This is a genomic window from Pseudomonas wadenswilerensis (genome assembly GCF_900497695.1).
GTDB classification, from domain to species: domain Bacteria; phylum Pseudomonadota; class Gammaproteobacteria; order Pseudomonadales; family Pseudomonadaceae; genus Aquipseudomonas; species Aquipseudomonas wadenswilerensis.
Map to the genome: position 1 here is coordinate 487,328 of NZ_UIDD01000004.1, position 22,351 is coordinate 509,678.

The following is a 22,351-nucleotide window of genomic DNA, read 5'->3' on the forward strand; positions in this document are numbered from 1 at the left end:
TTGAGAAGCCGGTTTCGCGGGGAGTTGCTGGGTGCAGATTCAGGGTCATTACGAGCTAAAGTTCGAAGCGGTGCGTGAAGCCTTTGCGGCGCTGTTCGACGATCCTCAGGAGCGTGGCGCGGCATTGTGCATCCAGGTCGGCGGCGAAACCGTCATCGACCTCTGGGCCGGCAGCGCCGATAAAGACGGGGCCGAGGCCTGGCACAGCGACACCATTGCCAACCTGTTTTCCTGCACCAAGATGTTCACCGCCGTGACCGCCCTGCAACTGGTGGGCGAGGGCAAGTTGGCCCTGGATGCGCCGGTGGCGCGCTACTGGCCGGAATTCGCCCAGGCCGACAAACAGTCGGTTACCCTGCGCCAGTTGCTCAGCCATCGCGCCGGTGTCCCGGCCTTGCGCGAGATGATGCCGGCCGAAGCCCTTTACGACTGGCAAACCATGGTCCAGGCGCTGGCTGGCGAATCGCCCTGGTGGACGCCGGGTACCGCCCACGGTTACGCCGCCATCACCTTTGGCTGGCTGATCGGCGAGTTGATCCGCCGTGCCGATGGCCGTGAACCTGGCGAGTCGATCGTTGCACGCACGGCCAGGCCGCTGGGCCTGGACTTTCATATAGGCCTGGCCGAAGCAGAGTTCCACCGCGTCGCGCATATCGCCCGCGGCAAAGGCAACATGGGTGACGAGGCGGCTAAGCGCCTGCTGCAGGTGACCCTGCGCGAGCCACAGGCCTTGTCGACCCGCGCCTTCACCAACCCGCCAGGGATGCTCACCAGTGTCAATAAACCGGAGTGGCGGCGCATGCAGCAACCGGCGGCCAATGGCCACGGCAACGCCCGCAGCCTCGCCGGTTTCTATGCCGGCCTGCTCGATGGCAGCCTGCTGGAGTCGGAACTGCTGGATGAGCTGACCCGGGAACACAGCCTCGGTCAGGATCAGACCTTGCTGACCCAGACTCGTTTTGGTCTGGGCTGCATGCTCGACCAGCCAAGCGTTGCCAACGCTACCTTTGGTCTGGGCGCGCGCGCCTTCGGTCACCCGGGGGCGGGCGGCTCGGTAGGTTTTGCCGATCCGGAACATGATGTTTCCTTTGGCTTTGTTACCAATACCCTGGGCCCTTATGTGCTCATGGACCCCCGGGCGCAGAAGCTGGTACGGGTATTGGCCCGCTGCCTTTGATCGGTTAACCCCGATGCTGCCTGAACCCTTTGACTATTCTGAATTCCAAAGCCCTGCATTGCTGGGCCAAATTTCTTTCATTTTCATGGTGTATCGCTGATGTCTTCGCATAAATCCTTAGCTCTCGCCCTGTGCCTGGCCGTCACCGGCTGCGCGCAGCATCCTCAGAAAGACGGGGCCGCTGATGCCGGCTTCAACTGGTGGCCGTTTGGCTCGGACCAGGTCGTCGACAAGGAAGTTAAGGAAGTGGTAACCGAAAAAGTCGCCAAGGCCGACGCCAAATCGGAAAGCGCCAGCCGCTGGTGGTGGCCGTTTGGCGAGGGTGACAAGGGCAAGGTCGCTGCCGTGCCGAAAATCGACCACAAAGCCACCCAGGCCTGGCTGGACAGCTATGAGCCGAAGCTGCGCGAAGCCATCAAGGACAGCAAGTTCGAAGTCGAGCGCCGTGAAGACGTGCTGGTAGTTACCGTACCGGTCGACAGCTCCTACAACCCGGATCGTCCGGCCATGCTTCTGCCGGTCACCCTCGGCCCGATCACCCGTGTGGCCAAGGCCGTCGAGACCGACAAGCAGACCGCGGTACTGGTGCTTGGCCATGCCGACACCAGTGGTGTCGCCGCAGCCAACACCAAGCTCAGCCAGGAGCGCGCCCAGTCGGTAGCCGCCATCTTCCGCCTCAGCGGCCTGGAGCGCGATCGCCTGATGCTGCGCGGCATGGGCTCGGAAATGCCGCGTGCAGCCAACGACAGCCTTGAAGGCCGTTCGCTGAACCGCCGCGTCGAACTGGTGCTGACGCCGCAAAACACCATGGTCGCCTTGCTGGCCAAATACAAGCAGCCAACCCCGAGCCCGGCCGAACTGGTTGCCGTGCAGGATGCCAAGGCTCCGGCCAAGGCCGCAGCGAAACCGGCTGCCAAGCCTGCGGCCAAGGCCCCGGCGAAAAAGGCCACTGCAGCCAAGAAGGCCGCACCGGCCAAGGCTGCTGCCAAGAAGCCTGCGGCCAAGCCCGCAGCTAAAAAGGCCGCGGCACCGGCGGCGAAAAAAGTTGCTGCCAACACCAGCCCTGCGAAGACCAACTGATCGTCAAGGAACGCAGTAATGACCCAGTCCCTGGCGGATATGCGCCGCGATTATACCCGTGACGGCCTGACTGAAGCCCAGGCCCCGGAGCAACCGTTCGGGTTGTTTCGTCAATGGTTCAATGATGCCCTGAAAACCGAGCAGCCACCGGTGGAAGCCAATGCCATGACCCTGGCCACGGTGGACGCCGACGGCCGTCCGCATTGCCGCATCGTCCTGCTCAAGGGCTTGGACGAGCAGGGCTTCACCTTCTTCACCAACTACGAAAGCGCCAAGGGCCAGCAATTGCTGGCCAACCCCTTCGCGGCCATGACCTTCTTCTGGCCGGCACTGGAACGCCAGGTACGTATCGAAGGCAAGGTGGTCAAGGTCACCTCGCAGGAATCGGACGAGTATTACCAGGTGCGCCCGCTGGGCAGCCGCCTGGGGGCCTGGGCTTCGCCACAAAGCCAGGTGATCGCCGATCGCGCGGAGCTCGAAGGGCTGGTCAAGTCCACCCAGCAGCGCTTCAGCGAAAGTCAGCCACACTGCCCGGAGCACTGGGGCGGCTATCGCCTGCTGCCCGAGCGCATCGAGTTCTGGCAGGGCCGCGCCAGCCGCTTGCACGATCGTCTCAACTACCGCTTGCAGCAGGGCAACTGGCTGCGTGAGCGCCTCGCGCCTTAATCGGCCTGGTAACCGGCGGCCTCGCGTTCCAGCCAGGCCGCCAGTTCACTGCGTTTGACCTTTTGCGCCTTGGCGCTGTCCAGACGTTGTAGCATGAAGGCCTTCTTGCCTTCGTCCTGGCCGGCCAGCGACAAGGCCAGGTCACGGTCCATCCAGCGCTTGATGCGAACGTAGATCCACCAGTGGAAGTACAGGCCTGCCACGGTGGTGATGACGACGATGAAGTAATCCATGTCTATCCTTGCGCTAGAAGTTTCTACAGGCTGCCCCGAGAGCACAGGCTGTACGGAAGCTGAATGGAAGCAATTTTACCCCGCATGTGTCGTGACAGTCGTCAATGCGCGGAGTCTAATGAGCATCTGTCTTACGGAGATCATCCAATGCGTAAATCTGTTCTGCTGGTGGCAAGCTTCACCACAATGTCGCTGCTGCTTGGTGGTTGTGCCTCGAGCCTGACCGGCGATTCGTACTCCCGTGATGAAGCGCGCCGTGTGCAGACCGTGCGCATGGGCACCATCGAGTCGCTGCGTCCGGTGAAAATCGAAGGTACCAAAACCCCGATCGGCGGTGGCGCTGGTGCAATCGTCGGTGGCGTCGCCGGTAGCGCGGTGGGTGGTGGTCGCGGCAGTATCGTTGCCGCCGTGATCGGTGCCGTGGCCGGTGGCCTGGCAGGCTCTGCGGCTGAAGAAGGCCTGACCCGCACCCAGGGCGTGGAAATCACCGTGCGTGAAGACGACGGCAGCATGCGTGCCTACGTGCAGGCAGTGCAGCAGAACGAGATTTTCCGCGTAGGCGAGCGTGTGCGGATCATGACGGTCGACGGTACCAGCCGCGTCACTCACTGAGTTTTGCACCCCCATTAAAAACCCCGACTCGGCAATGCCGGTCGGGGTTTTTTATTGCCTTGAGGCTCAGGCCGTGACGGGCTTGCGACTCGACAGCGCGGTGATGCCATAGCCAATCAGCGCGGCGAGGATGGAGCCGGTAAGAATACCCATGCGGTCCATGCCGGCGTACTCGCTGCTGCCCGGTACGAAGGCCAGGGAGCCGACGAACAGGCTCATGGTAAAGCCGATGCCGCAGAGAATTGCCACCCCCAGCACCTGGCCCCAGTTGGCACCCGCGGGCAAGGCGGCCATGCCGGCCTTGATCATCACCCAGGCGAAGCCGAACACCCCGAGGGTTTTACCCAGCAGCAGGCCCACGGCGATGCCCATCGGCACGTGATGGGTGAAGCTTTCGAGGCTGACGCCGGACAGCGACACACCGGCGTTGGCAAAGGCGAACAACGGCAGGATGCCATACGCGACCCAGGGGTGCAGGGCATGCTCCAGGCTCAGCAGCGGCGAGGGCTCGGCGTTTTTCGTCCGCAGCGGGATGCACAGTGCCAGGGTGACCCCGGCCAGCGTGGCGTGCACGCCACTCTTGAGTACGCAGACCCAGAGAATTAGGCCAACCACCATGTACGGACCAAGCTTGACCACGCCCATGCGGTTCATCGCGATCAGCACCAGCAGGCAGGCTGCCGCCAGGCCAAGCGAGAGACTCGACAGCGTGCCGGAGTAGAACAGGGCAATGACGATGATCGCACCCAGGTCGTCGATGATCGCCAGGGTCATCAAAAACAGCTTGAGCGAAACCGGTACGCGTTTGCCCAGCAGGGCCAGCACGCCGAGGGCGAAGGCGATGTCGGTGGCCATGGGGATGGCCCAACCCGCAACGGCGGCCGGGTTGTCCTTGTTGAGGAACCAGTAGATCAGCGCCGGCACCACCATGCCGCCGATGGCGGCAGCACCGGGCAGGACGATTTGCGAGGGCTTGGACAAGTGCCCGTCGACCACTTCGCGCTTGACCTCAAGGCCGATCAGCAGGAAGAACAGGGCCATCAGCCCGTCGTTGATCCACAAAAGCAAGGGTTTGGCGATTTTCAGCGCGCCAATCTGGGCGACCACGGGAACATCCAGCAGGCCGTTGTACAGGTACGACAGCGGCGAGTTGTTGATGATCAGGGCCAGGGCAGCTGCAGCAATCAGTAATAGACCGCTGGCAGCTTCCAACTGAAAGAAACGTGTGAAAGTGCTACGCAGGGGCAAGGGCGCTCTCCATCCTGAAGGTTCTGATAGGGGCACACCCTACCCTGTGGTGATATTCTTTAAAACAAAAACTATATTCTTTTTTGTTATAAGCTGTAACCAACTCACGCCCTGCAGCCTAGCAGTTGTAGTCGATAATTCACCGTGGCTGTATCTGTAGGAATTATCAGAATTTTCCTAACATGTTCTGCAGAACTTCGACCTTTTTGCCCGAGAATCGACCATGAACGATCACCGCCAGTGGGCTCGTGAAGCCATCCGTATTATCGAAGCGGACTTCCAGCGTAGCGCCGACACTCACCTGATCCCGCTGCCGCTGCCAGGCTTTCCCGAGGTCGAGCTGTATTTCAAGGATGAGTCGAGCCACCCCACCGGCAGTCTCAAGCACCGGCTGGCGCGGTCGTTGTTTCTCTATGCCCTGTGTAATGGCTGGTTGCGCCCGGGCGCGCCGGTGATCGAAGCATCCAGCGGCTCGACGGCGATTTCCGAAGCCTACTTCGCGCGTTTGCTCGGTTTGCCCTTCATTGCCGTGGTACCGGCCAGCACCTCGCAGGAAAAGATTGCCCAGATTGCCTTCTATGGCGGCCAGAGCCACCTGGTGCAGGATCCGACGCAGATCTACGCCGAATCCGAGCGCCTGGCCCGGGAAAGTGGCGGGCACTTCATGGACCAGTTCACCTATGCCGAGCGCGCTACCGATTGGCGGGCGAACAACAACATCGCCGAGTCGATCTTTGCCCAGATGCGCTTCGAGCAGTTCCCGGAGCCGAGCTGGCTGATTTCCAGCCCGGGCACGGGCGGTACCACCGCTACGTTAGGCCGCTATGTGCGCTATCGCCAGCACGTCACTCGGGTGCTGTGCGCCGATGCCGAGCGCTCGGTGTTTTTCGACTGCTACAAGACGGGTGACCGTTCCCTGCGCCTGGACTGCGGTTCGCGCATTGAAGGCATCGGCCGGCCACGAGTGGAGGCTTCGTTCCTGCCGCAGGTGATCGATGCCATGGTCAAGGTGCCGGACGCCCTGTCCCTGGCGGCCATGCATTACCTGGCCCAGCGCCTGGGACGGCGTGTTGGCGGTTCCAGCGGCACCAACCTGATTGGCGCCCTGGCAGCGGCGCAGCAAATGCGCGCGGCGGGGGAGGCCGGGTCGATCGTGGCAATACTGTGTGATGGCGGCGATCGCTATGCGACCACGTACTATGACCAGGACTGGTTGAGCGGGCAGGGGTATCAGCTGGAGGGGATGATTGCGGCGGTGGCTGCTTGTGTCGAGCGCGGTGAGGCGTTGCCGGCGTCGGTATTGCGCGAGGGTGTTTGAAGGCGGGCTGCCTTGCAGCCCGTCGCCGGCAACGCCGGCTCCCACAAATCAGGCCCTTGTGGGAGCCGGCGTTGCCGGCGATTACTGTGTTGCGGTATGAATCAGGCCTGCAGACCGAGCATGCTGCGCGCCACCGCTTCAGCAATGCGAATCCCGTCAACACCCGCCGACAGGATCCCGCCGGCATAACCTGCACCTTCACCCGCCGGGAACAAGCCCTTGAGGTTCAGGCTCTGCATGCTGGCATCACGGGTGATGCGCAGCGGCGATGAGGTACGGGTTTCGATCCCGGTCAATACCGCGTCAGGCAGGTTGTAGCCCTTGATCTGCCGATCGAAGGCCGGGAGGGCTTCACGAATGGCTTCGATGGCAAAGTCGGGCAGGCTCGGGGCCAGGTCGCCCAGGCTGACACCTGGCTTGTAGGACGGCTCGACACTGCCGATGGCAGTGGACGGCCGTCCGGCGACAAAGTCACCGACCAGTTGCGCCGGCGCCTGGTAGTTGCTGCCACCCAGCACGTAAGCGTGGGCTTCGAGTTTTTCCTGCAGCTCGATACCGGCCAGCGGGCCACCCGGATAATCCTGCTCAGGGGTAATGCCAACGACGATACCGGAGTTGGCATTGCGCTCGTTACGCGAGTACTGGCTCATGCCGTTGGTGACCACCCGGCCCGGCTCGCTGGTAGCGGCAACCACGGTGCCGCCCGGGCACATGCAGAAGCTGTAGACCGAACGGCCGTTCTTGGCGTGGTACACCAGCTTGTAGTCGGCCGCGCCCAGTTTCGGGTGACCGGCATACTTGCCCAGGCGCGCCTGGTCGATCAGCGATTGCGGATGTTCGATACGGAAGCCGATCGAGAACGGCTTGGCCTCCATGAACACGCCGCGGGCATGCAGCATGCGGAACGTGTCACGGGCACTGTGGCCCAGGGCCAGGACCACATGGCGCGAATGCAGCTGTTCGCCGCTTTCCAGGACCACGCCGTTGAGCTGGCCGTCGTCCATCAGCAGGTCGGTGACCTTTTGCTCGAAGCGCACTTCGCCGCCCAGCGCGTGGATTTCGTGGCGCATGTTCTCGACCATGCCGGTCAGGCGGAACGTACCGATGTGCGGCTTGCTGACGTAGAGGATCTCGTCCGGTGCACCGGCTTTGACGAACTCGTGCAGTACCTTGCGGCCGTGGTGCTGCGGGTCCTTGATCTGGCTGTAGAGCTTGCCGTCGGAGAAGGTCCCGGCACCGCCTTCGCCAAATTGCACGTTCGACTCGGGGTTGAGCACGCTTTTACGCCACAGGCCCCAGGTGTCCTTGGTGCGCTGACGAACTTCCTTGCCGCGCTCAAGGATGATCGGCTTGAAGCCCATCTGCGCCAGCAGCAGGCCGGCAAAAATCCCGCACGGGCCGAAGCCGACGACGATAGGGCGCTCCTGCAGGTCGGCGGGGGCCTGGCCAACCACTTTGTAGCTGACATCTGGAGCGACGTTGACGTTGTGATCGTCGGCGAACTTTTGCAGCAGTTCGGCTTCGTTGCTCGCTTGCAGGTCGATGGTGTAGATGAACAGCAGCTCGCTGTTCTTCTTGCGCGCATCGTAGCTGCGCTTGAACAGGGTGAAGTCCAGCAGTTGCTCGTCGCTGATGCCTAAGCGTTGCACGATGGCCTCGCGCAGGGCTTCATCAGGATGATCCAGCGGCAGCTTCAGTTCGGTGATTCGTAACATGGCAGGGTCCAGTATCCCGGCCATGAACGGCCGGCGGCTTTACACAAACCGCCAAGTATAAGCTGTTCGCCGCCTTTGCAGACAGGTTAAACGCAGGCGCCGATGATCAGTCGTTGCGCGAGCCGCCGTAGTAGGCACAACCGCGCAGGGTCTTGCCGTCCACCCGCAGCTCGGCGCTCAGGTGCTGGACGCTGCCGGTGGCGCTGTCGACGCAGCGCTGCGGGGCGACCCAGAGTTCGACTTTCTGGCCGTTGGCCTCGGTGCTCAGGCTGAAGCGTCCGTCGGGCAGTTGTTCTTCCAGGTAGGGCACGGCCAGCGAAGGCTGACCGACGCGCTCCAGGACCATGCCCTTGCCGCCGGCCTTGAGGCTCCAGTCCGGCTCATGGCCGCTGGCGCGCAGGGTCAGGCGCTTGAAGTTGGGATCGCTGCAGGCGCTGCTGGAATGCTCGACGCGGTACAGGCGCTGCACATTCAACTGGCCATCGTTGCCGCCTTTCTGGCTGGCCGACAGCGTGCCGCGCACGTCGGCGAACAGGGTGCCGGGCGTTGCCGCCAGTGCGCTGGCTTCCTGCAGCAGGCCGGTGTTGCCGCTGTCATTGACAGCAAAGCGGCGGGTTTCTTCGCAGGGCTTGAACAGCAGTTGTCCGCCCTGGGCAGTCAGTTCGCCCTGCATGCGGGTCTGGCCTGCGGTAGAGGCGGCTTGCGGCTTTTCAGCCAGCATCTGGCAGCCGGCAAACAACGGCAACAAGGCGACAAGCAACAGCGAAGGGGCGGCACGCATCAAGCAAACTCCAGCATCTCGAGCAAAAGGTGCCGCCACGTTACGCAGGCTGGTCGCTGATCACAAGGCCTTAGCCAACCTGGTAGGTCTGGCCGGTCTGCATTCCTTCAACGCTCTTGGCATAGGCCAGTGCCACGTCGGCGGCCGGCACCGGCTTGAACCCGCGGAAATACGGAGCATAGGCCGGCATGGCTTCGACCAGTACGTTGGGGCTGATGGAGTTGACCCGCAGGCCACGGGGCAATTCGATGGCTGCCGCCTTGACGAAGGCATCGAGCGCGCCATTGACCAGGCTGGCCGAGGCGCCGGAGCGGATCGGGTCGCGGTTGAGAATGCCGCTGGTAAAGGTGAATGAGCCGCCATCGTTGATGAACTCGCGGCCGATCAACAGCAGGTTGACCTGGCCCATCAGCTTGTCGCTCAGGCCCAGGGCGAAGTGCTCCGCATTCATTTCATCAAGGGGGGCAAAGGTCACGTTACCGGCGGCGCAGACCAGGGCATCGAAGCGGCCGGTCTGTTCGAACAGGCGGCGAATCGAGGCGCTGTCGCTGATGTCCACCTGATAGTCGCCGCTGCTGCGGCCGATGCGCAGCACTTCATGACGTTGTTCCAGCTCTTTGGCAACCGCCGAACCGATGGTACCGCTGGCGCCGATCAACAGGATTTTCATTGAGCCATTCCTCGTGGGTAGTGAAGACAAGGCTCAAGTCTAGGGTGGATTTTTCTGCAGATAAGCGTGCTAATAGGCAACCTTTGGTTTTCATGTGGAAACAATCCGTGAGCGACCTCGACGATCTGGCGGCCTTTGCCGCGTTGATGGATGCCGGCAGTTTCACCCTGGCCGCGCAGCAACTGGGCTGGAGCAAGGGGCAACTGTCCAAGCGCATCAGCGCCCTGGAAGCCAGCCATTCAGTGAAGTTGCTGCACCGCACCACCCGGCGCCTGAGCCTGACGGCTGCCGGCGCCATGTTGCTGCCTCAAGCGCAGGCGTTGGTGCGGCAGATGGAAGGGGCACGGCAAACCCTGGCCATGCTCAAGGACGAACTGGCGGGGCCGGTGCGTATCACCGTGCCGGTGTCGTTGGGGGAGACGTTCTTCGAGGGGTTGCTGATGGAGTTCGCCGCCACCTACCCGGACCTGCAGGTGGAGCTTGAGCTGAACAATGGTTATCGCGACCTTTTGGGCGAGGGTTTCGATCTGGCGATTCGTACCGAGGTGCAGGATGACGCGCGCCTGGTGGCTCGTCCGGTGCTGGCCATGCAGGAACTCACCTGTGCCAGCCCAGCCTATCTGCAACGTCATGGAGAGCCGCGGATACCGGCCGACTTGAGCGGCCATCGTTGCCTGCTCAATAGCCATTACAGTGGCCGTGAAGAATGGTTGTACCACCAGCAGCATGAATTGTTGCGGGTGCAGGTGGCCGGAAGCTTTGCGAGCAATCATTACAGCTTGCTGAAGAAGGCGGCACTGCTGGGTGCTGGCGTCGCTCGCTTGCCGTCGTACATGCTGCATGCAGAACTGGCTGACGGTCGCCTGCAGTGGTTGCTGCGCGACTATCAGACGCGCAGCGTACCGTTGTTTCTGGTACACCCCTATCAGGGCGGGATGCCGAAGCGGGTCCAGGTGCTGGCCGATTACCTGCTGGCCTGGTTCAGGCGTAGCAGTCAGGCGCTACGGACCCTCTAGGGTTACATCTTGTCGTCGTTCATTTCTTTTTTCATCATCTTGTCGTCCTTTTCCATCTTCTTGTCCTTGCTCATGTCCATCATCTTGTCGTCGGCCATTTTCTTGTCCATTTTCATGTCCTTGTCCATGCTCGCTTCCTTGCTCATTTTCATGTCGTCGGCAGCCTGTACCGCAGGCAGGAAGGCCAGGGCCGAGCCCAGGGAGAGGATGAGTGCGGCGGCGCTGAGGGTCTTGTTCATGATGAGGCTCCAGTAGTAAGAGGAGGTAAGAGCCAGTGGTTCTGGCTCACCTGCAGCACTAGAGTCCCTTGCCCGGGAGGCGTTACAGCGGGCAAGAAAAAAGGCCCGAAGGCCTTTTTCCTGATGTTGCATGCAACCGTGGGTATCAACCGCCCAGGTAGGCGTCACGAACCTTAGGATCGGTCAGCAGCGCTTCACCGGTACCTTCCATCACTACCCGGCCGTTTTCCAGCACATAGGCACGGTCAGCGACTTTCAGCGCCTGGTTGGCGTTCTGTTCGACCAGGAACACCGTGACGCCATCGCGGCGCAGTTGCTCGATGATGTCGAAGATCTGCTGGATGATGATCGGCGCCAGGCCCAGTGACGGCTCGTCAAGCAACAGCAGCTTGGGCTTGCTCATCAGCGCACGGCCGATGGCGAGCATCTGCTGTTCGCCGCCGGACATGGTGCCGCCGCGCTGGCTGAAGCGCTCCTTCAGGCGCGGGAACAGTTGCAGGACCTTGTCCATCTGCTCCTGGTAATCGCCCTTGTTGGTGAAGAAACCGCCCATGGCCAGGTTCTCCTCCACGGTCAGGCGGGCGAACACCCGGCGGCCTTCAGGGACCACGGCGATGCTTTTGCGCATGATGTGCGAGGACGGCTGGCCGACCAGTTCTTCACCCAGGTAGCGGATGCTGCCGCTTTGGGCCTGCGGCGAGCCGCAGAGGGTCATCAGCAGGGTCGACTTGCCGGCGCCGTTGGCGCCGATCAGGGTGACGATCTCGCCCTGGCGGATCTCGACGTTGACGCTGTGCAGTGCCTGGATCTTGCCGTAGAAGGTGGAAACGTTTTCGAACTGCAGCATTTACGCTTCCCCCAGGTAGGCTTTGATCACTTCAGGGTTGTCGCGGATCTGTTCCGGCGTACCGTCGGCCAGGGGCGTGCCCTGGTTGATCACCACGATGTGGTCGGAGATGCTCATGACCAGCTTCATGTCGTGCTCGATCAGCAGCACGGTGACGTTGTGCTCTTCGCGCAGCACGGTGATCAGGGCCTTGAGGTCTTCGGTCTCTTTCGGGTTGAGGCCGGCCGCCGGTTCGTCGAGCATGATGATCCGTGGACGGGTCATCATGCAGCGGGCGATTTCCAGGCGCCGTTGCTGGCCGTAGGCAAGCGTGCCGGCGGGGCGGTTGGCGAACTCGAGCAGGTTGACCTTCTCCAGCCAGTACCGTGCGTACTCTTTTGCTTCGAGCTCACTGCGGCGGAAGGACGGGGTCTTGAGCAGGCCGGCGAAGAAGTTGGTGTTCAGGTGCCGGTGCTGGGCGATCAGCAGGTTTTCCAGGGCGGTCATCTCTTTGAACAGACGCACGTTCTGGAAAGTCCGCACCACGCCCTTGCGGGCGATCTGATGACCGGCCAGGCCCTGGATCGGCTGGCCGTCGAGCAGGATGCTGCCGGCGCTCGGCTTGTAGAAACCGGTCAGGCAGTTGAACACCGTGGTCTTGCCGGCGCCGTTCGGGCCGATCAACGCCACCACCTGTTTTTCCTTGACGGTCAGGGCCACGCCGTTGACCGCCAACAAGCCGCCGAAGCGCATGCTCAGGCCGCTGACTTGCAGAATTTCGCGGCTCATCGACGCAGCTCCATATGTGGACGTTGCATAGGCAGCAGGCCTTGCGGACGCCAGATCATCATCAACACCATCAGCGCACCGAACATCAACATGCGGTATTCGCTGAACTCACGCATCAGTTCCGGCAGCAGGATCATCACGATGGCCGCGAGGATCACGCCCAGTTGTGAGCCCATGCCGCCGAGCACGACGATGGCGAGGATGATGGCCGACTCGATGAAGGTGAACGACTCCGGTGTCACCAGGCCTTGGCGCGCGGCGAAGAAGCTGCCGGCGAAACCGGCAAAGCAGGCACCCAGGGTGAACGCCGAGAGTTTGATGATGGTCGGGTTCAGGCCCAGTGCGCGGCAGGCGATCTCGTCTTCACGCAGGGCTTCCCAGGCGCGACCGATCGGCATGCGCAGCAGCCGGTTGATCACGAACAGCGCCAGCAACGCCAGCAGCAGTGCCACCAGGTAGAGGAAGATCACCTTGTTGATCGAGTTGTACTGCAGGCCGAAGAACTCGTGGAAGGTCTGCATGCCCTCGGCGGCCTTGCGTTCGAAGGTCAGGCCGAAGAAGGTTGGTTTCTCGATGTTGCTGATCCCGTTTGGACCGCCGGTAAGACCGGTGAGGTTACGCAGGAACAGACGGATGATCTCACCGAAACCCAGGGTCACGATGGCCAGGTAGTCGCCGCGCAGACGCAGTACCGGGAAACCGAGCAGGAAGCCGAAGGTCGCCGCCATCAGGCCGGCGATCGGCAGGCAGATCCAGAAGCTCAGGCCGTAGTAGTGCGACAGCAGGGCATAGCTGTAGGCGCCGACGGCGTAGAAGCCGACATAACCCAGGTCGAGCAGGCCAGCCAGACCGACCACGATGTTCAGGCCCAGGCCCAGCAACACGTAGATCAAAATCAGGGTGGCGATGTCGACCGCGCCACGCGAGCCGAAGAACGGCCAGACCAGCGCAACCATGATCAGACCGATGATGACCCAGCGTTGCGTCTTGGGCAGGGTCAGGAAGTTGCTCATGGCCGGCGAGATCAACTTGCGGCTCGAACGGCGGCTGGTTACCGCGCTCCACTGCTTGTCGAACAGCACGCGCAAGAACATCAGCACCGAACACACGGCGATGACCGTGAGGGTGAACGGCCCTTGGCTGTGGACGATCAGGTTGATGCCGTCGATGCTGAGTTTCAGGCCAAGCACCGGGAAGGCGACGGCCCAGACCAGCAAGGCGCTGAAAAACGCTTGTTTGAGATTTTTGTTCATACTTTTTCAACCTCCGGACGGCCGAGAATGCCGGTCGGACGGAACAACAGCACCAGAACCAAGAGACCGAACGCCACCACGTCCTTGTACTGGTCACCGAAGATATCGGCGCCAAAGGCTTCAGCCACCCCCAGCACCAGCCCGCCGAGCATGGCGCCCGGAATGCTGCCGATGCCGCCCAACACTGCCGCGGTAAAGGCCTTCAGGCCCACCAGGAAACCGGCGTTGGGGTTGATCACCCCGTACTGCATGCTCAGCAGCACGGCCGCCACGGCTGCCAGGGCAGCACCGATGACGAAGGTCAGGGCGATGATGTTGTTGGTGTTGATGCCCAACAGGTTGGCCATCTTGATGTCTTCGGCACAGGCCCGGCAGGCCCGGCCCAGACGCGAGCGGGAGATGAACAGGGTCAAACCGGTCATGGCCACCAGGGTGACGATGAAAACCAGGATCTGCATGTAGGAGATCAGCACTTCCTCTGCGCCGCCCGGGCCGAAGGAGATACTCCCAGGGATCAGGTTGGGGATGGACTTGTCCTTGGAGTCCTGGGATAGCAATACGGTGTTTTGCAGGAAAATCGACATGCCAATGGCAGAAATCAGCGGGATCAACCGGTTGCTGTTACGCAACGGACGGTAGGCGACCCGTTCGATACTGTAGCCATAGGCACTGGTTACGAAGATCGTGGCGACGAAGGCGACGGTCATCAATATCGGCAGTGAATCGATACCCATCATGGCCAGCCCGGCAAGGGCGATGAAAGCCACGTAGGAACCGATCATGTACACCTCGCCATGGGCGAAGTTGATCATTCCAATGATGCCGTAAACCATTGTGTAGCCAATGGCTATCAAGGCATAGGTGCTGCCAATGGTCAGGCCATTAACCAGCTGTTGGAAGAAGTGATAGATCTCAGGCATTACAGCGCTCCTAAAAACCTGATACGCATTTCACTGGTGGGGGTGCCCCCGGCCCGGTCTTGTGGTCTTGGCCACTTCGGCACAGGCAACTGCCAGCGAACCGCTGGTGACGGTTTTAAGATTTTCAGGTGAACCTGCTCCCGGATCGCGGGAATCAGGCCCATGAACCTCGTAAAACAAAGCCCACTGCTCGCACAGTGGGCTTGTAGTCATATAGTCAGACGGGATTACTGAGGAGAAACTTCGGTTTTAGGTTTGCCGAAATGCCATTCGTAGACCACGAATTTGAAGTCTTTCAGGTCGCCTTTGGCGTCGTACGACAGGTCACCGGTCGGGGTCTTGAAGGTGCCGGCGTGGATGGCTGCAGCCACCTTGTCGGTGTCTTCGGACTTGGCGGCCTTGATGCCTTCGGCGATCAGCTCGACAGCCGAGTAAGCCGGGAACACGAACGGGCCGCTTGGGTCTTTGCCGTCGGCCTTGATGGCATCGGCGATTGCCTTGTTCGCAGGGTCGGCGTCGAAGGACTTCGGCAGGGTGACCAGCAGGCCTTCGGAAGCGTTCTGGGCGATTTGCGAGATGGAGTCGTTACCGACACCTTCTGGGCCCATGAACTTGGCGTTCAGGCCTTTCTCCTTGGCTTGGCGCAGGATCAGGCCCAGCTCTGGGTGGTAGCCGCCGTAGTAGACGAAGTCGACGTTGGCTTGCTTGAGCTTCTGGATGATCGAGGAGAAGTCCTTGTCGCCGGCGTTCAGGCCTTCGAAGACGGCAACCTTGGTGCCTTTGCCTTCCAGGGTCTGCTTGACGGCGCTGGCGATGCCTTCACCGTATTGCTGCTTGTCGTGCAGTACGGCAACGATTTTAGGTTTGACGTGGTCGGCAATGTAGTTGCCGGCTGCCGGGCCCTGGGCGCTGTCCAGGCCGATGGTACGGAAGATCAGCTTGTAGCCGCGGGAGGTGATTTCCGGGCTGGTGGCGGCCGGAGTGATCATGATCACGCCTTCGTCTTCGTAGATGTCGGACGCAGGCTGGGTGGAGCTGGAGCACAGGTGGCCGACCACGTACTTGACGCCGTCGTTGACCACTTTGTTGGCGACTGCCACGGCCTGTTTAGGGTCGCAGGCGTCATCGTATTCTTTGGCTTCAAGCATCTTGCCGTCGACGCCGCCCTTGGCGTTGATGTCCTTGATGGCCTGTTTTGCACCGATGAACTGCATGTCGCCGTACTGAGTGACCGGGCCGGTTTTCGGGCCGGCGATGCCGATCTTGATGGTATCGGCTGCAAACGAATGGCTGGCAACCCCGGCCAGAACCATTGCGGCAAACAGCTTGGAAATCTGCTTAGTAGCCTTACTCATAGTGCTCCACTCATTCTGTTGTAATTTTTATAGTCCTGGCGGCCAGAGCTTGAGGACCGGATCAGGTTCCATGGGAGGCCACGCCTCGTCACGGACCCGGATAACCTCCGGATTGGCCCTGGCAACTGTACCGGTACAGTGTAGAGCGCTGCTTTGTCGCTTGAAAAGCAGGCCCGCTGGGGCAAAATCAGGGGTGTCGCCTAATCGACAGAAAGTTATAGAAAAACGCCACTGGCTAGCCAGTTTTACTGGCCCATCCCGGGCATTTACCACCTTGTCGATCAATTACTTATTTTGAAACTGGGTTTTTCTGCAAAAATACCGACCTTTATCGCGGTCGAATTATTTCTGGTAGGAACCCATGACAGATCAACCAAGCACCCTCTATGCCAAATTGCTCGGCGAGACTGGAAGAATCGAGTGGAAAGCGCTGGAGCGTTTTTGGGCCAAGGGTGACCTGATTTGGGTCGACCCAACCCTGGACCTGATCGAAGTTGCACAGGCAATGGCCGAAAACCGTAGCGAAACCTTCGCTGAGTGGCGTAATGCTGGCACTGTCGGCCCGGTCACTGCAGAGCAGGCGCTAGACCTTCAGAACCGCGATCCAGAGATCTGGGCCGTGGTGGTCTCGCCGTTCATTGTGATTCAGGAAAAGACCAACGGTTGAAAGCGCGCCAAAATGGTGCGTGAAAATGCACAGCGAGGAGGTTTTGGTGCGCGGGACTGTTCAGCCGGGGTGGCTGTTGGTAACAGTTGGGTGTGCCGAGAGAGTACGGTAACAGTCTGATCGCGGGGCCAGCCCGCTCCTACAGATGTAGGAGCGGGCTGGCCCCGCGATGCTTTCAATCAGTAATCCACTTTCCCGGTGTGGCTGTTCAAAGAGATCACCCGGGTCTTGCCAATGCGGTGACGGTAAATCTCACGCAGGTATTTCACCGCTTTCTTCACGCATTCGCGTGACAGCCGGATGTCATTGATCGAGACGAACTTGCTCTTGTCGTTGATCAGCTCGCGGTATTTCTTCTCGTACATCGGTTTGATCGCGTACCAGTTGGTATCGAGGATCTTCGCCGGGTTCTCGAATTCGTTGAGCAGCTCATCGATGCGGTCTTCATCGAAGGCGTCGCTGGTGATGAACTCGAGGATGGCATTGTCCAGGGTATCGTCGAAGCGGTACGGGTTACGCGCAAAGCAACGCTTGATGAACGCCACGATCAAGGTCAGGAAGTCGTCCGACAGGCACGGGCTCTTGGCGATCAGGGTGGTCAGCGAGAGGTTGGCCGAGGCGCCGATGACCAGCGCGTAGCGCTTGAGCGTGGTGTTGGGGAACAGGCTGTTGAGGTGGGTCTTGAGCCGGTTCAGGTCCATGTACGACAGCTTGTAGTCCTTGGGCAGGGAGACGATCGACACCACCGACGAGCAATTCTTGAAAAAGTGCAGGTCGTGCAGCGCCGCTGCGTCATAGCCGGAGGCCTGGTATTGCTCCAGGGCGGCGCGGTAGCGGCGGGATTCGATCGGCAACAGGCTGATACCTTCGATCGCCTGGGTCACCTTGTTGAAATGCGGCAGGTCGATGGAACGGAAGAACAGGTCGTCGATGTTCAGCCGCGGCTGCTCTTTCTCGAACACTTTGAACTTGTCCGAGCTTGGCGACGGCTGTTCCGGTACCACCGATTCGGCATAGGCAATGGCCACGGGGCCGGCCAGGCTCATGAACAGGTCGTTGGCATCCAGGCGGATGGTTTCGCCGATGTCGATGCCGGCACGGCGGAAGTAGTTCTGGTCGTAGTCGGTGGTTACCGCCTGGGCGGTGAGGATGTTGAAGATCTGCTGGGAGATGTACTGGTTGGCGTGCTTCTCCATGGCATTGACGTCGATGTTCTGGATGTTGCCGTCATCGTTCTCTTCGGCGTAGCGCATGATGTCGTTGGAAATCAGCATCATCGCGTTCCACGGGCGGATGCGGCCCATGACGCTGGCTTCGCTGCTGTCTTCATTGTCGAAGTTGTAAGAGAAGTCCCATTCCTCCGACAAATACTTGCACAGCAGCCGCCCGGCGTTGATGTGCAGGGCTTCGGACATCTCGCTGCGGTGATCGGAAATGTTCGGCAGCACGCAGATGCCGCTGGTGAAGATCGGCTCGAAGACGAACGAATGACCGCTCTTGCCGTCGTTCTCGTCGGCCGGCTTGGTGTCGAAGGTCTTGTTCATGTACGAGTACTGCTGGGCCAGGCCAAATTCCGAAGCCATGCCCGAACCCGTACCGCCACCGGCGCTGAAGATGTAGAAGTACAGCCGCGACTGGTTGGCCTTGATCCCGCAGGAGTCGATCAGGTACGAGTGGATCAGCTTCCAGTCCGCGCTGGAAAAGCGGTGGGTTTCCTTGTTGAGGATGATCTTGGCCAGGTACTGGCCGAGGATCGGCGCGTTACCGGCGCCACCGGCATGGACTTCCGAGAGGTCCATGATCTTCATCTTGCTGTAGTCGCGGATAAAGCCGCTCTTCTCGCCCTTGCGCGAAAAGCGGATGCGCCCGGCGATGTCCTTGTCGAGATCACCGAGCATGACCAGTGGCTCTACCAGGAATACCGGTTTGCTGCCCTTGTTCTGCACCAGGCGCAGGTTGTTGCGAATCCAGCGTGCCGGGCTGTAGTTCGGTTCGCTGCCGGCGCGGTCTTCGTTGTTGAATTCGTTGAGGTAGAAGGTCCTGGCGTTGTATACAAGTTCTGCAACATCCAGGGCGATGTTCGAGCCACAACGGCCCAGGCCGATCAGGCACACCGAAGGAAACTGCTGGTCCAGGCGCAGTTGGGTGTCGTCTTCGACATGCACGCTGGGCGGGAACACCAGGTCGCGCAGGCCGTCGAGGTTGTCGAGGATGCGCTGGATATCGGTCTCGGTGAAGTACAGGTACTGCTGCGGGTTAAGCGCCCGCGGGCTGTAGAAACTCGAGCCGGGAGCGCTGTACGCGGGAGTGGATGAAGTCAGCTCGGAAACCGCGTTGGCAGAAGTAGTCTTGGAGGTCATTTTGCGCCATTTGCCTGGAGGTGGGTGGCTGTTCTAGTAGGTAGCATAGAGCCATCACTGGATGAGGTTCGCGACTGTATCAGTGCGCATTTGGCGTGAGCGATAGGGGTTAACCCTATGCCTATGTAGGTGTTTTCCTTGCCACGCCTGCAAACTGAATCGTCCGATCAGTCAACTTCTTTAATCTGTCTGGAGCTTTACATGAGCACTGCACGTCCTTCGTTGGGGTTTGCCGGTATCGGGCTGATGGGCTTGCCGATGTGTCGTAGGCTGTTGGCGGCGGGTTATCCGCTGACGGTGTGGAACCGCTCGCCGGACAAATGCGCCGAACTGGTCAAGGCCGGTGCCCGTCAGGTGGCGACCCCGGCCGAGTTGTGCCAGCACGCCGATGTGTTGATGCTGTGCCTGGCCGACACGGCCGTGGTGCGCGAGGTAGTATTTGGCGAACAGGGCATCGTTACCGCGGGCAAGGCCGGTCAGTTGCTGGTGGATTTCTCCAGCCTTGAACCGACAGCCACCCGCGAGATGGCCAGCGAGTTGGCAGCGAAGACCGGCATGGGCTGGCTCGATACCCCGGTATCCGGCGGCACTCCGGGCGCCGAAGCCGGTACCTTGGCGATCATGGTCGGTGGTGCGGTGGCGGACCTTGATCGCGTACGCCCGGCGCTTTTGACCCTCGGCCAGCGCGTGACCCACATGGGACCGGTCGGGGCAGGGCAGGTGACCAAGGCCTGTAACCAGATGATCGTCGCCTGCAATGCGCTGGTAATTGCCGAAGTGGTGGCGCTGGCCGAGCAGTCGGGCGTGGACGCCAGCCTGATCGCCGAGGCGCTGGCGGGTGGTTTCGCCGATTCAAAGCCGCTGCAGATCCTTGCCCCGCAAATGGCCGAAAGCCGTTTCGAGCCGGTGAAGTGGCACGTGCGCACCTTGCTCAAGGACCTGGACACCGCGGTGAAATTTTCCCGCGAACAGGGTTCGTCGACGCCGATCAGTGGCCTGGCCGCCCAACTGATGCGCTTGCATGGTAGTCAGGGCTATCTGCAAAAAGATCCGGCGACCTTGATTGATCTGTACCGGCGTAAGGATTGAAGCTGCTCAGCGCTTGTTCATGGCGCTGGTTTAGCTCGCCAAGGATCGGCCGCAGTTCACCCAGCGGTACTGGCCGGCTGAGCAGATAACCCTGGAGGAAATCGCAGCCTTGCTGGGCGAGGAACTGGTACTGCTCGATGGTTTCGACGCCTTCGGTGATCACCTGCAGGTGCAGGGTGTGAGCCATGACGATGATTGCCTGGACGATTTCCATGTCCTGTCGGCAACGCGGTACATCCTGAATGAACGAACGATCGATCTTCAGGGTGTCCAGCGGCAGGCGCTTGAGGTAGGCCAGTGACGAGTAGCCGGTGCCGAAGTCATCGATCGACAGCGACACGCCCAGGGCACGGATGCCCTTGAGCAGGGTGATGGTGGTGTGGATGTTGCCCATCAGCGCGTTTTCAGTGACTTCCAGTTCCAGTTGGTGCGCCGGGATACCGGCCTGGCGCAGGGCATCTTCAACCTCCCGGGCCAGTTCCTCGCGGGCCAGGGTCAAGGCCGAGCAGTTGACCGTCACCTTGAGCCCGTCATAACCGTGGCGGTTAAGTTGGGCCAGGTCTTCGCAGGCATGGCGCAGTACCCAGAGGTCGAGTTCGGCGATCAGGCCATTGGCTTCGGCAATGCCGATAAAACGGTCGGGGCTGAGCAGGCCATGCTGCGGGTGCTGCCAGCGCACCAGTGCTTCGAGCTTGGCGACCTGGCCGCTATGCAAATCGAAAATCGGTTGGTAGTGGATGCGCAGGCCCCGCTCTTCCAGAAGGGCGATACGCAGCTCCTCCTCCAGTTGCAGCTCGAGGGTGGCGCGGGTTTTCAGGTTGCTGTTGAAGAAATTCAGGTTATTGCGCCCGCAGCCCTTGGATTGGTACAGGGCCAGGTCGGCGTTTTTCAGCAGCTCTTCACAGCTGCGGCCATCGTCGGGAAACACGCTGATACCGATGCTGGTGGTCATGACCATGCGCCGCCCGGCCAGGTCGATCGGCTCTTTCATCTTCTGCATGATGCGCTGGGCCAGGTGCCGGGCCTCGTCGCGGCTGTGCAGGGCGGTGAGGATGCAGAACTCGTCGCCGCCAAAACGGGCGACCACATCCTGGCTGCGGGTGGCGGTCTTGATATGCGTGGCAATCACCTTGAGCAGCTCGTCGCCAGCGTCATGACCGAGGCTGTCGTTGATACGCTTGAAGTGGTCGATATCGAGGAACATCACTGCCAGCATGCCGTCATTGGCTGTTTGTTCGGCCAGGCGCTCGGCGAACACCTGGTTGAAGCCGCGACGGTTGACCAGGTTGGTCAGGGCGTCGTAGTGGGCGGCCTGCTGCAGGGAGACCCGGGCCTGGTCCAGTTGGCTGAGCAACACGTTGACCCGGCGCAGGTCGTGCTCCTTGCTTTGCAGCTTCTTGTCCGAAAGCGCGGCGCTGATGCTGCTGGCGCTGATCAGCAGGGTGATAAAGGCGATGGTCAGGCTCAGTTGCAGGCTGTTGTCGCTGACCGGCAGCGCCAACGGGGTGTCTGGGGGAATCACCAGGGTCAGTGCCGCCATCCCCAGCAGGTGGGTGCCGACAATGCCAGCGGCCATCAGCAGGCTGGCGCCGTACTTCATCAGTTGATAAAGGGTGCCGCTGCCGTTGCGAAAGAAGCGGGCGAACAGCAGCGCTGCCAGGCTGGTAGCGATTGCGGCGGCGACGGAGGCGGCGAACAGGTCGGGGCGATAGAACTGCTGGGCGGTCGAGCGCATGGCAGCCATGCCGGTGTAGTGCATGGCGACGATGCCCAGGCCGAAGCAAACCGCCGCTTGCAGGTAGTGGCGTGGCCGCAGTTCCTGGCGGCCGAGGGTATTCATGGCCATCCAGCCGGCCAGCAGCATGATCAGCAGCGACACCCCGGTCAGGGCTACGTCGTAGTGAACTTCCAGCGGTGTCTGCAAGGCCAGCATGCTGATGAAGTGCATGGCCCAGATGCCGCCAGCCAGACAGCAGGCACCGAGCAGGCGCCACTGCCGCTGGGCTGCGGGCAATTCGACGTGGCTCAGGCGTTCGGCCATGTCGAGGGTGGCGAAGCTGCCAGCACAGGCAATCAGGAATGCAAGCAGCACCAGGTAGGGGTTATGCCTGCAATCAATCAGGATCTGTCCGGTTGCCGGAAGTTCGGCGAGCATTTCTAGCCCCAGCCACTCCATAGCATTCCTCGTCGTCGAGTGTGCACTCGTCCCCCAATCGCCCGCTCGGAGACCGTTCTGCAGGAGTATAGGAACTCAGCATTAGCCCATCCTGATTAATGGCACATTGACTCCTACGATTTGGTCATTGAGCCAATAGCGCCGGGTTCTAAAACTGCAAA

The 22,351-nt window shown here is 61.0% G+C and carries 21 protein-coding genes; 8 read left to right on the top strand and 13 right to left on the bottom strand.

All coding sequences use genetic code 11. The annotated features are described in order from the left end of the window. Positions 1-31 precede the first annotated feature (31 nt). The 3 genes from CCOS864_RS07005 to pdxH all read left to right on the top strand — a co-directional run bounded on the left by CCOS864_RS07005 (position 32) and on the right by pdxH (position 2,923). Positions 32-1,177, top strand: a complete 1,146-nt coding sequence (locus tag CCOS864_RS07005; protein WP_115085655.1) for a serine hydrolase domain-containing protein — start codon at positions 32-34, stop codon at positions 1,175-1,177. A gap of 99 nt (positions 1,178-1,276) precedes the next feature. Then, positions 1,277-2,257 (top strand): OmpA family protein, encoded by a 981-nt coding sequence (locus tag CCOS864_RS07010; RefSeq protein WP_115085656.1) that lies wholly within the window; start codon positions 1,277-1,279, stop codon positions 2,255-2,257. Between the two features lie 18 nt (positions 2,258-2,275). Further along, positions 2,276-2,923 carry a pyridoxamine 5'-phosphate oxidase gene (pdxH, locus tag CCOS864_RS07015; protein WP_115085657.1) on the top strand — a complete coding sequence of 216 codons (648 nt, stop codon included), beginning with the start codon at positions 2,276-2,278 and terminating at the stop codon, positions 2,921-2,923. On the opposite strand, the gene CCOS864_RS07020 is transcribed toward pdxH, so the two are convergent. Beyond that, a complete protein-coding gene (locus CCOS864_RS07020) occupies positions 2,920-3,156 on the bottom strand; it encodes a hypothetical protein (RefSeq protein WP_038999159.1) in 237 nt (78 codons plus the stop codon). The genes pdxH and CCOS864_RS07020 overlap by 4 nt on opposite strands. Before the next feature lie 147 nt (positions 3,157-3,303). Between CCOS864_RS07020 and CCOS864_RS07025 the strand changes: the two genes are divergently transcribed. Next, positions 3,304-3,768, top strand: coding sequence for an outer membrane lipoprotein (locus CCOS864_RS07025; RefSeq protein WP_010221079.1), 465 nt, complete (start codon positions 3,304-3,306; stop codon positions 3,766-3,768). A 66-nt stretch (positions 3,769-3,834) separates the two neighbouring features. Here the strand turns inward: CCOS864_RS07025 and nhaA are convergent, their stop codons facing one another. Then, positions 3,835-5,016, bottom strand: coding sequence for a Na+/H+ antiporter NhaA (nhaA, locus tag CCOS864_RS07030; protein ID WP_115085658.1), 1,182 nt, complete (start codon positions 5,014-5,016; stop codon positions 3,835-3,837). 223 nt (positions 5,017-5,239) lie between these two features. Here nhaA and CCOS864_RS07035 point away from each other — a divergent pair, with 223 nt between their 5' ends. Further along, positions 5,240-6,334 carry a PLP-dependent cysteine synthase family protein gene (locus tag CCOS864_RS07035; protein ID WP_115085659.1) on the top strand — a complete coding sequence of 365 codons (1,095 nt, stop codon included), beginning with the start codon at positions 5,240-5,242 and terminating at the stop codon, positions 6,332-6,334. A 101-nt stretch (positions 6,335-6,435) separates the two neighbouring features. Here the strand turns inward: CCOS864_RS07035 and CCOS864_RS07040 are convergent, their stop codons facing one another. The 3 genes from CCOS864_RS07040 to CCOS864_RS07050 form a co-directional block, all read right to left on the bottom strand. Next, positions 6,436-8,049: an NAD(P)/FAD-dependent oxidoreductase gene (locus CCOS864_RS07040; RefSeq protein WP_115085660.1), complete on the bottom strand. Its 1,614-nt coding sequence runs from the start codon at positions 8,047-8,049 to the stop codon at positions 6,436-6,438. 106 nt (positions 8,050-8,155) lie between these two features. Beyond that, on the bottom strand, positions 8,156-8,830 hold the full coding sequence (locus CCOS864_RS07045; protein WP_115085661.1) for a COG3650 family protein: 675 nt from the start codon (positions 8,828-8,830) through the stop codon (positions 8,156-8,158). 70 nt (positions 8,831-8,900) lie between these two features. Next, positions 8,901-9,500, bottom strand: a complete 600-nt coding sequence (locus CCOS864_RS07050) for a short chain dehydrogenase (protein WP_115085662.1) — start codon at positions 9,498-9,500, stop codon at positions 8,901-8,903. Between the two features lie 107 nt (positions 9,501-9,607). Here CCOS864_RS07050 and CCOS864_RS07055 point away from each other — a divergent pair, with 107 nt between their 5' ends. Next, positions 9,608-10,516: a LysR family transcriptional regulator gene (locus CCOS864_RS07055; protein WP_115085663.1), complete on the top strand. Its 909-nt coding sequence runs from the start codon at positions 9,608-9,610 to the stop codon at positions 10,514-10,516. A gap of 2 nt (positions 10,517-10,518) precedes the next feature. On the opposite strand, the gene CCOS864_RS07060 is transcribed toward CCOS864_RS07055, so the two are convergent. The 6 genes from CCOS864_RS07060 to CCOS864_RS07090 form a co-directional block, all read right to left on the bottom strand. Further along, positions 10,519-10,755: a hypothetical protein gene (locus CCOS864_RS07060; protein WP_115085664.1), complete on the bottom strand. Its 237-nt coding sequence runs from the start codon at positions 10,753-10,755 to the stop codon at positions 10,519-10,521. 145 nt (positions 10,756-10,900) lie between these two features. Beyond that, complete coding sequence (locus CCOS864_RS07065) at positions 10,901-11,602, bottom strand: ABC transporter ATP-binding protein (RefSeq protein ID WP_115085665.1); 702 nt, start codon at positions 11,600-11,602, stop codon at positions 10,901-10,903. Beyond that, a complete protein-coding gene (livG, locus tag CCOS864_RS07070) occupies positions 11,603-12,370 on the bottom strand; it encodes a high-affinity branched-chain amino acid ABC transporter ATP-binding protein LivG (RefSeq protein ID WP_115085666.1) in 768 nt (255 codons plus the stop codon). It abuts the gene before it with no gap. Then, complete coding sequence (locus CCOS864_RS07075) at positions 12,367-13,623, bottom strand: high-affinity branched-chain amino acid ABC transporter permease LivM (RefSeq protein ID WP_115085667.1); 1,257 nt, start codon at positions 13,621-13,623, stop codon at positions 12,367-12,369. The genes livG and CCOS864_RS07075 overlap by 4 nt, the downstream gene beginning before the upstream one ends. Next, positions 13,620-14,543, bottom strand: a complete 924-nt coding sequence (gene livH / locus CCOS864_RS07080; protein ID WP_045185823.1) for a high-affinity branched-chain amino acid ABC transporter permease LivH — start codon at positions 14,541-14,543, stop codon at positions 13,620-13,622. The genes CCOS864_RS07075 and livH overlap by 4 nt, the downstream gene beginning before the upstream one ends. 227 nt (positions 14,544-14,770) lie before the next feature. Next, entirely contained in the window at positions 14,771-15,898 is a 1,128-nt protein-coding gene (locus CCOS864_RS07090; RefSeq protein ID WP_115085668.1) for a branched-chain amino acid ABC transporter substrate-binding protein, read from the bottom strand. 361 nt (positions 15,899-16,259) lie between these two features. Here CCOS864_RS07090 and CCOS864_RS07095 point away from each other — a divergent pair, with 361 nt between their 5' ends. Beyond that, positions 16,260-16,565, top strand: a complete 306-nt coding sequence (locus CCOS864_RS07095; protein WP_115085669.1) for a DUF2288 domain-containing protein — start codon at positions 16,260-16,262, stop codon at positions 16,563-16,565. 179 nt (positions 16,566-16,744) lie between these two features. On the opposite strand, the gene CCOS864_RS07100 is transcribed toward CCOS864_RS07095, so the two are convergent. Then, complete coding sequence (locus CCOS864_RS07100; protein WP_115085670.1) at positions 16,745-18,925, bottom strand: hypothetical protein; 2,181 nt, start codon at positions 18,923-18,925, stop codon at positions 16,745-16,747. A 201-nt stretch (positions 18,926-19,126) separates the two neighbouring features. Between CCOS864_RS07100 and CCOS864_RS07105 the strand changes: the two genes are divergently transcribed. After that, positions 19,127-20,014: an NAD(P)-dependent oxidoreductase gene (locus tag CCOS864_RS07105; protein ID WP_115085671.1), complete on the top strand. Its 888-nt coding sequence runs from the start codon at positions 19,127-19,129 to the stop codon at positions 20,012-20,014. Here the strand turns inward: CCOS864_RS07105 and CCOS864_RS07110 are convergent. Next, on the bottom strand, positions 19,914-22,190 hold the full coding sequence (locus CCOS864_RS07110) for a putative bifunctional diguanylate cyclase/phosphodiesterase (protein ID WP_115085672.1): 2,277 nt from the start codon (positions 22,188-22,190) through the stop codon (positions 19,914-19,916). The genes CCOS864_RS07105 and CCOS864_RS07110 overlap by 101 nt on opposite strands. Positions 22,191-22,351 lie beyond the last annotated feature (161 nt).

What these genes read in the sequence shown, in the direction of transcription:
- CCOS864_RS07010 (WP_115085656.1), top strand. Translation starts at nt 1,277, where the DNA reads ATGTCTTCGCATAAATCCTTAGCTCTCGCCCTGTGCCTGGCCGTCACC.
- pdxH (WP_115085657.1), top strand. Translation starts at nt 2,276, where the DNA reads ATGACCCAGTCCCTGGCGGATATGCGCCGCGATTATACCCGTGACGGC.
- CCOS864_RS07020 (WP_038999159.1), bottom strand. Translation starts at nt 3,156, where the DNA reads ATGGATTACTTCATCGTCGTCATCACCACCGTGGCAGGCCTGTACTTC.
- CCOS864_RS07025 (WP_010221079.1), top strand. Translation starts at nt 3,304, where the DNA reads ATGCGTAAATCTGTTCTGCTGGTGGCAAGCTTCACCACAATGTCGCTG.
- CCOS864_RS07035 (WP_115085659.1), top strand. Translation starts at nt 5,240, where the DNA reads ATGAACGATCACCGCCAGTGGGCTCGTGAAGCCATCCGTATTATCGAA.
- CCOS864_RS07040 (WP_115085660.1), bottom strand. Translation starts at nt 8,049, where the DNA reads ATGTTACGAATCACCGAACTGAAGCTGCCGCTGGATCATCCTGATGAA.
- CCOS864_RS07045 (WP_115085661.1), bottom strand. Translation starts at nt 8,830, where the DNA reads ATGCGTGCCGCCCCTTCGCTGTTGCTTGTCGCCTTGTTGCCGTTGTTT.
- CCOS864_RS07050 (WP_115085662.1), bottom strand. Translation starts at nt 9,500, where the DNA reads ATGAAAATCCTGTTGATCGGCGCCAGCGGTACCATCGGTTCGGCGGTT.
- CCOS864_RS07060 (WP_115085664.1), bottom strand. Translation starts at nt 10,755, where the DNA reads ATGAACAAGACCCTCAGCGCCGCCGCACTCATCCTCTCCCTGGGCTCG.
- CCOS864_RS07065 (WP_115085665.1), bottom strand. Translation starts at nt 11,602, where the DNA reads ATGCTGCAGTTCGAAAACGTTTCCACCTTCTACGGCAAGATCCAGGCA.
- livG (WP_115085666.1), bottom strand. Translation starts at nt 12,370, where the DNA reads ATGAGCCGCGAAATTCTGCAAGTCAGCGGCCTGAGCATGCGCTTCGGC.
- CCOS864_RS07075 (WP_115085667.1), bottom strand. Translation starts at nt 13,623, where the DNA reads ATGAACAAAAATCTCAAACAAGCGTTTTTCAGCGCCTTGCTGGTCTGG.
- livH (WP_045185823.1), bottom strand. Translation starts at nt 14,543, where the DNA reads ATGCCTGAGATCTATCACTTCTTCCAACAGCTGGTTAATGGCCTGACC.
- CCOS864_RS07090 (WP_115085668.1), bottom strand. Translation starts at nt 15,898, where the DNA reads ATGAGTAAGGCTACTAAGCAGATTTCCAAGCTGTTTGCCGCAATGGTT.
- CCOS864_RS07095 (WP_115085669.1), top strand. Translation starts at nt 16,260, where the DNA reads ATGACAGATCAACCAAGCACCCTCTATGCCAAATTGCTCGGCGAGACT.
- CCOS864_RS07100 (WP_115085670.1), bottom strand. Translation starts at nt 18,925, where the DNA reads ATGACCTCCAAGACTACTTCTGCCAACGCGGTTTCCGAGCTGACTTCA.
- CCOS864_RS07105 (WP_115085671.1), top strand. Translation starts at nt 19,127, where the DNA reads ATGAGCACTGCACGTCCTTCGTTGGGGTTTGCCGGTATCGGGCTGATG.
- CCOS864_RS07110 (WP_115085672.1), bottom strand. Translation starts at nt 22,190, where the DNA reads ATGGAGTGGCTGGGGCTAGAAATGCTCGCCGAACTTCCGGCAACCGGA.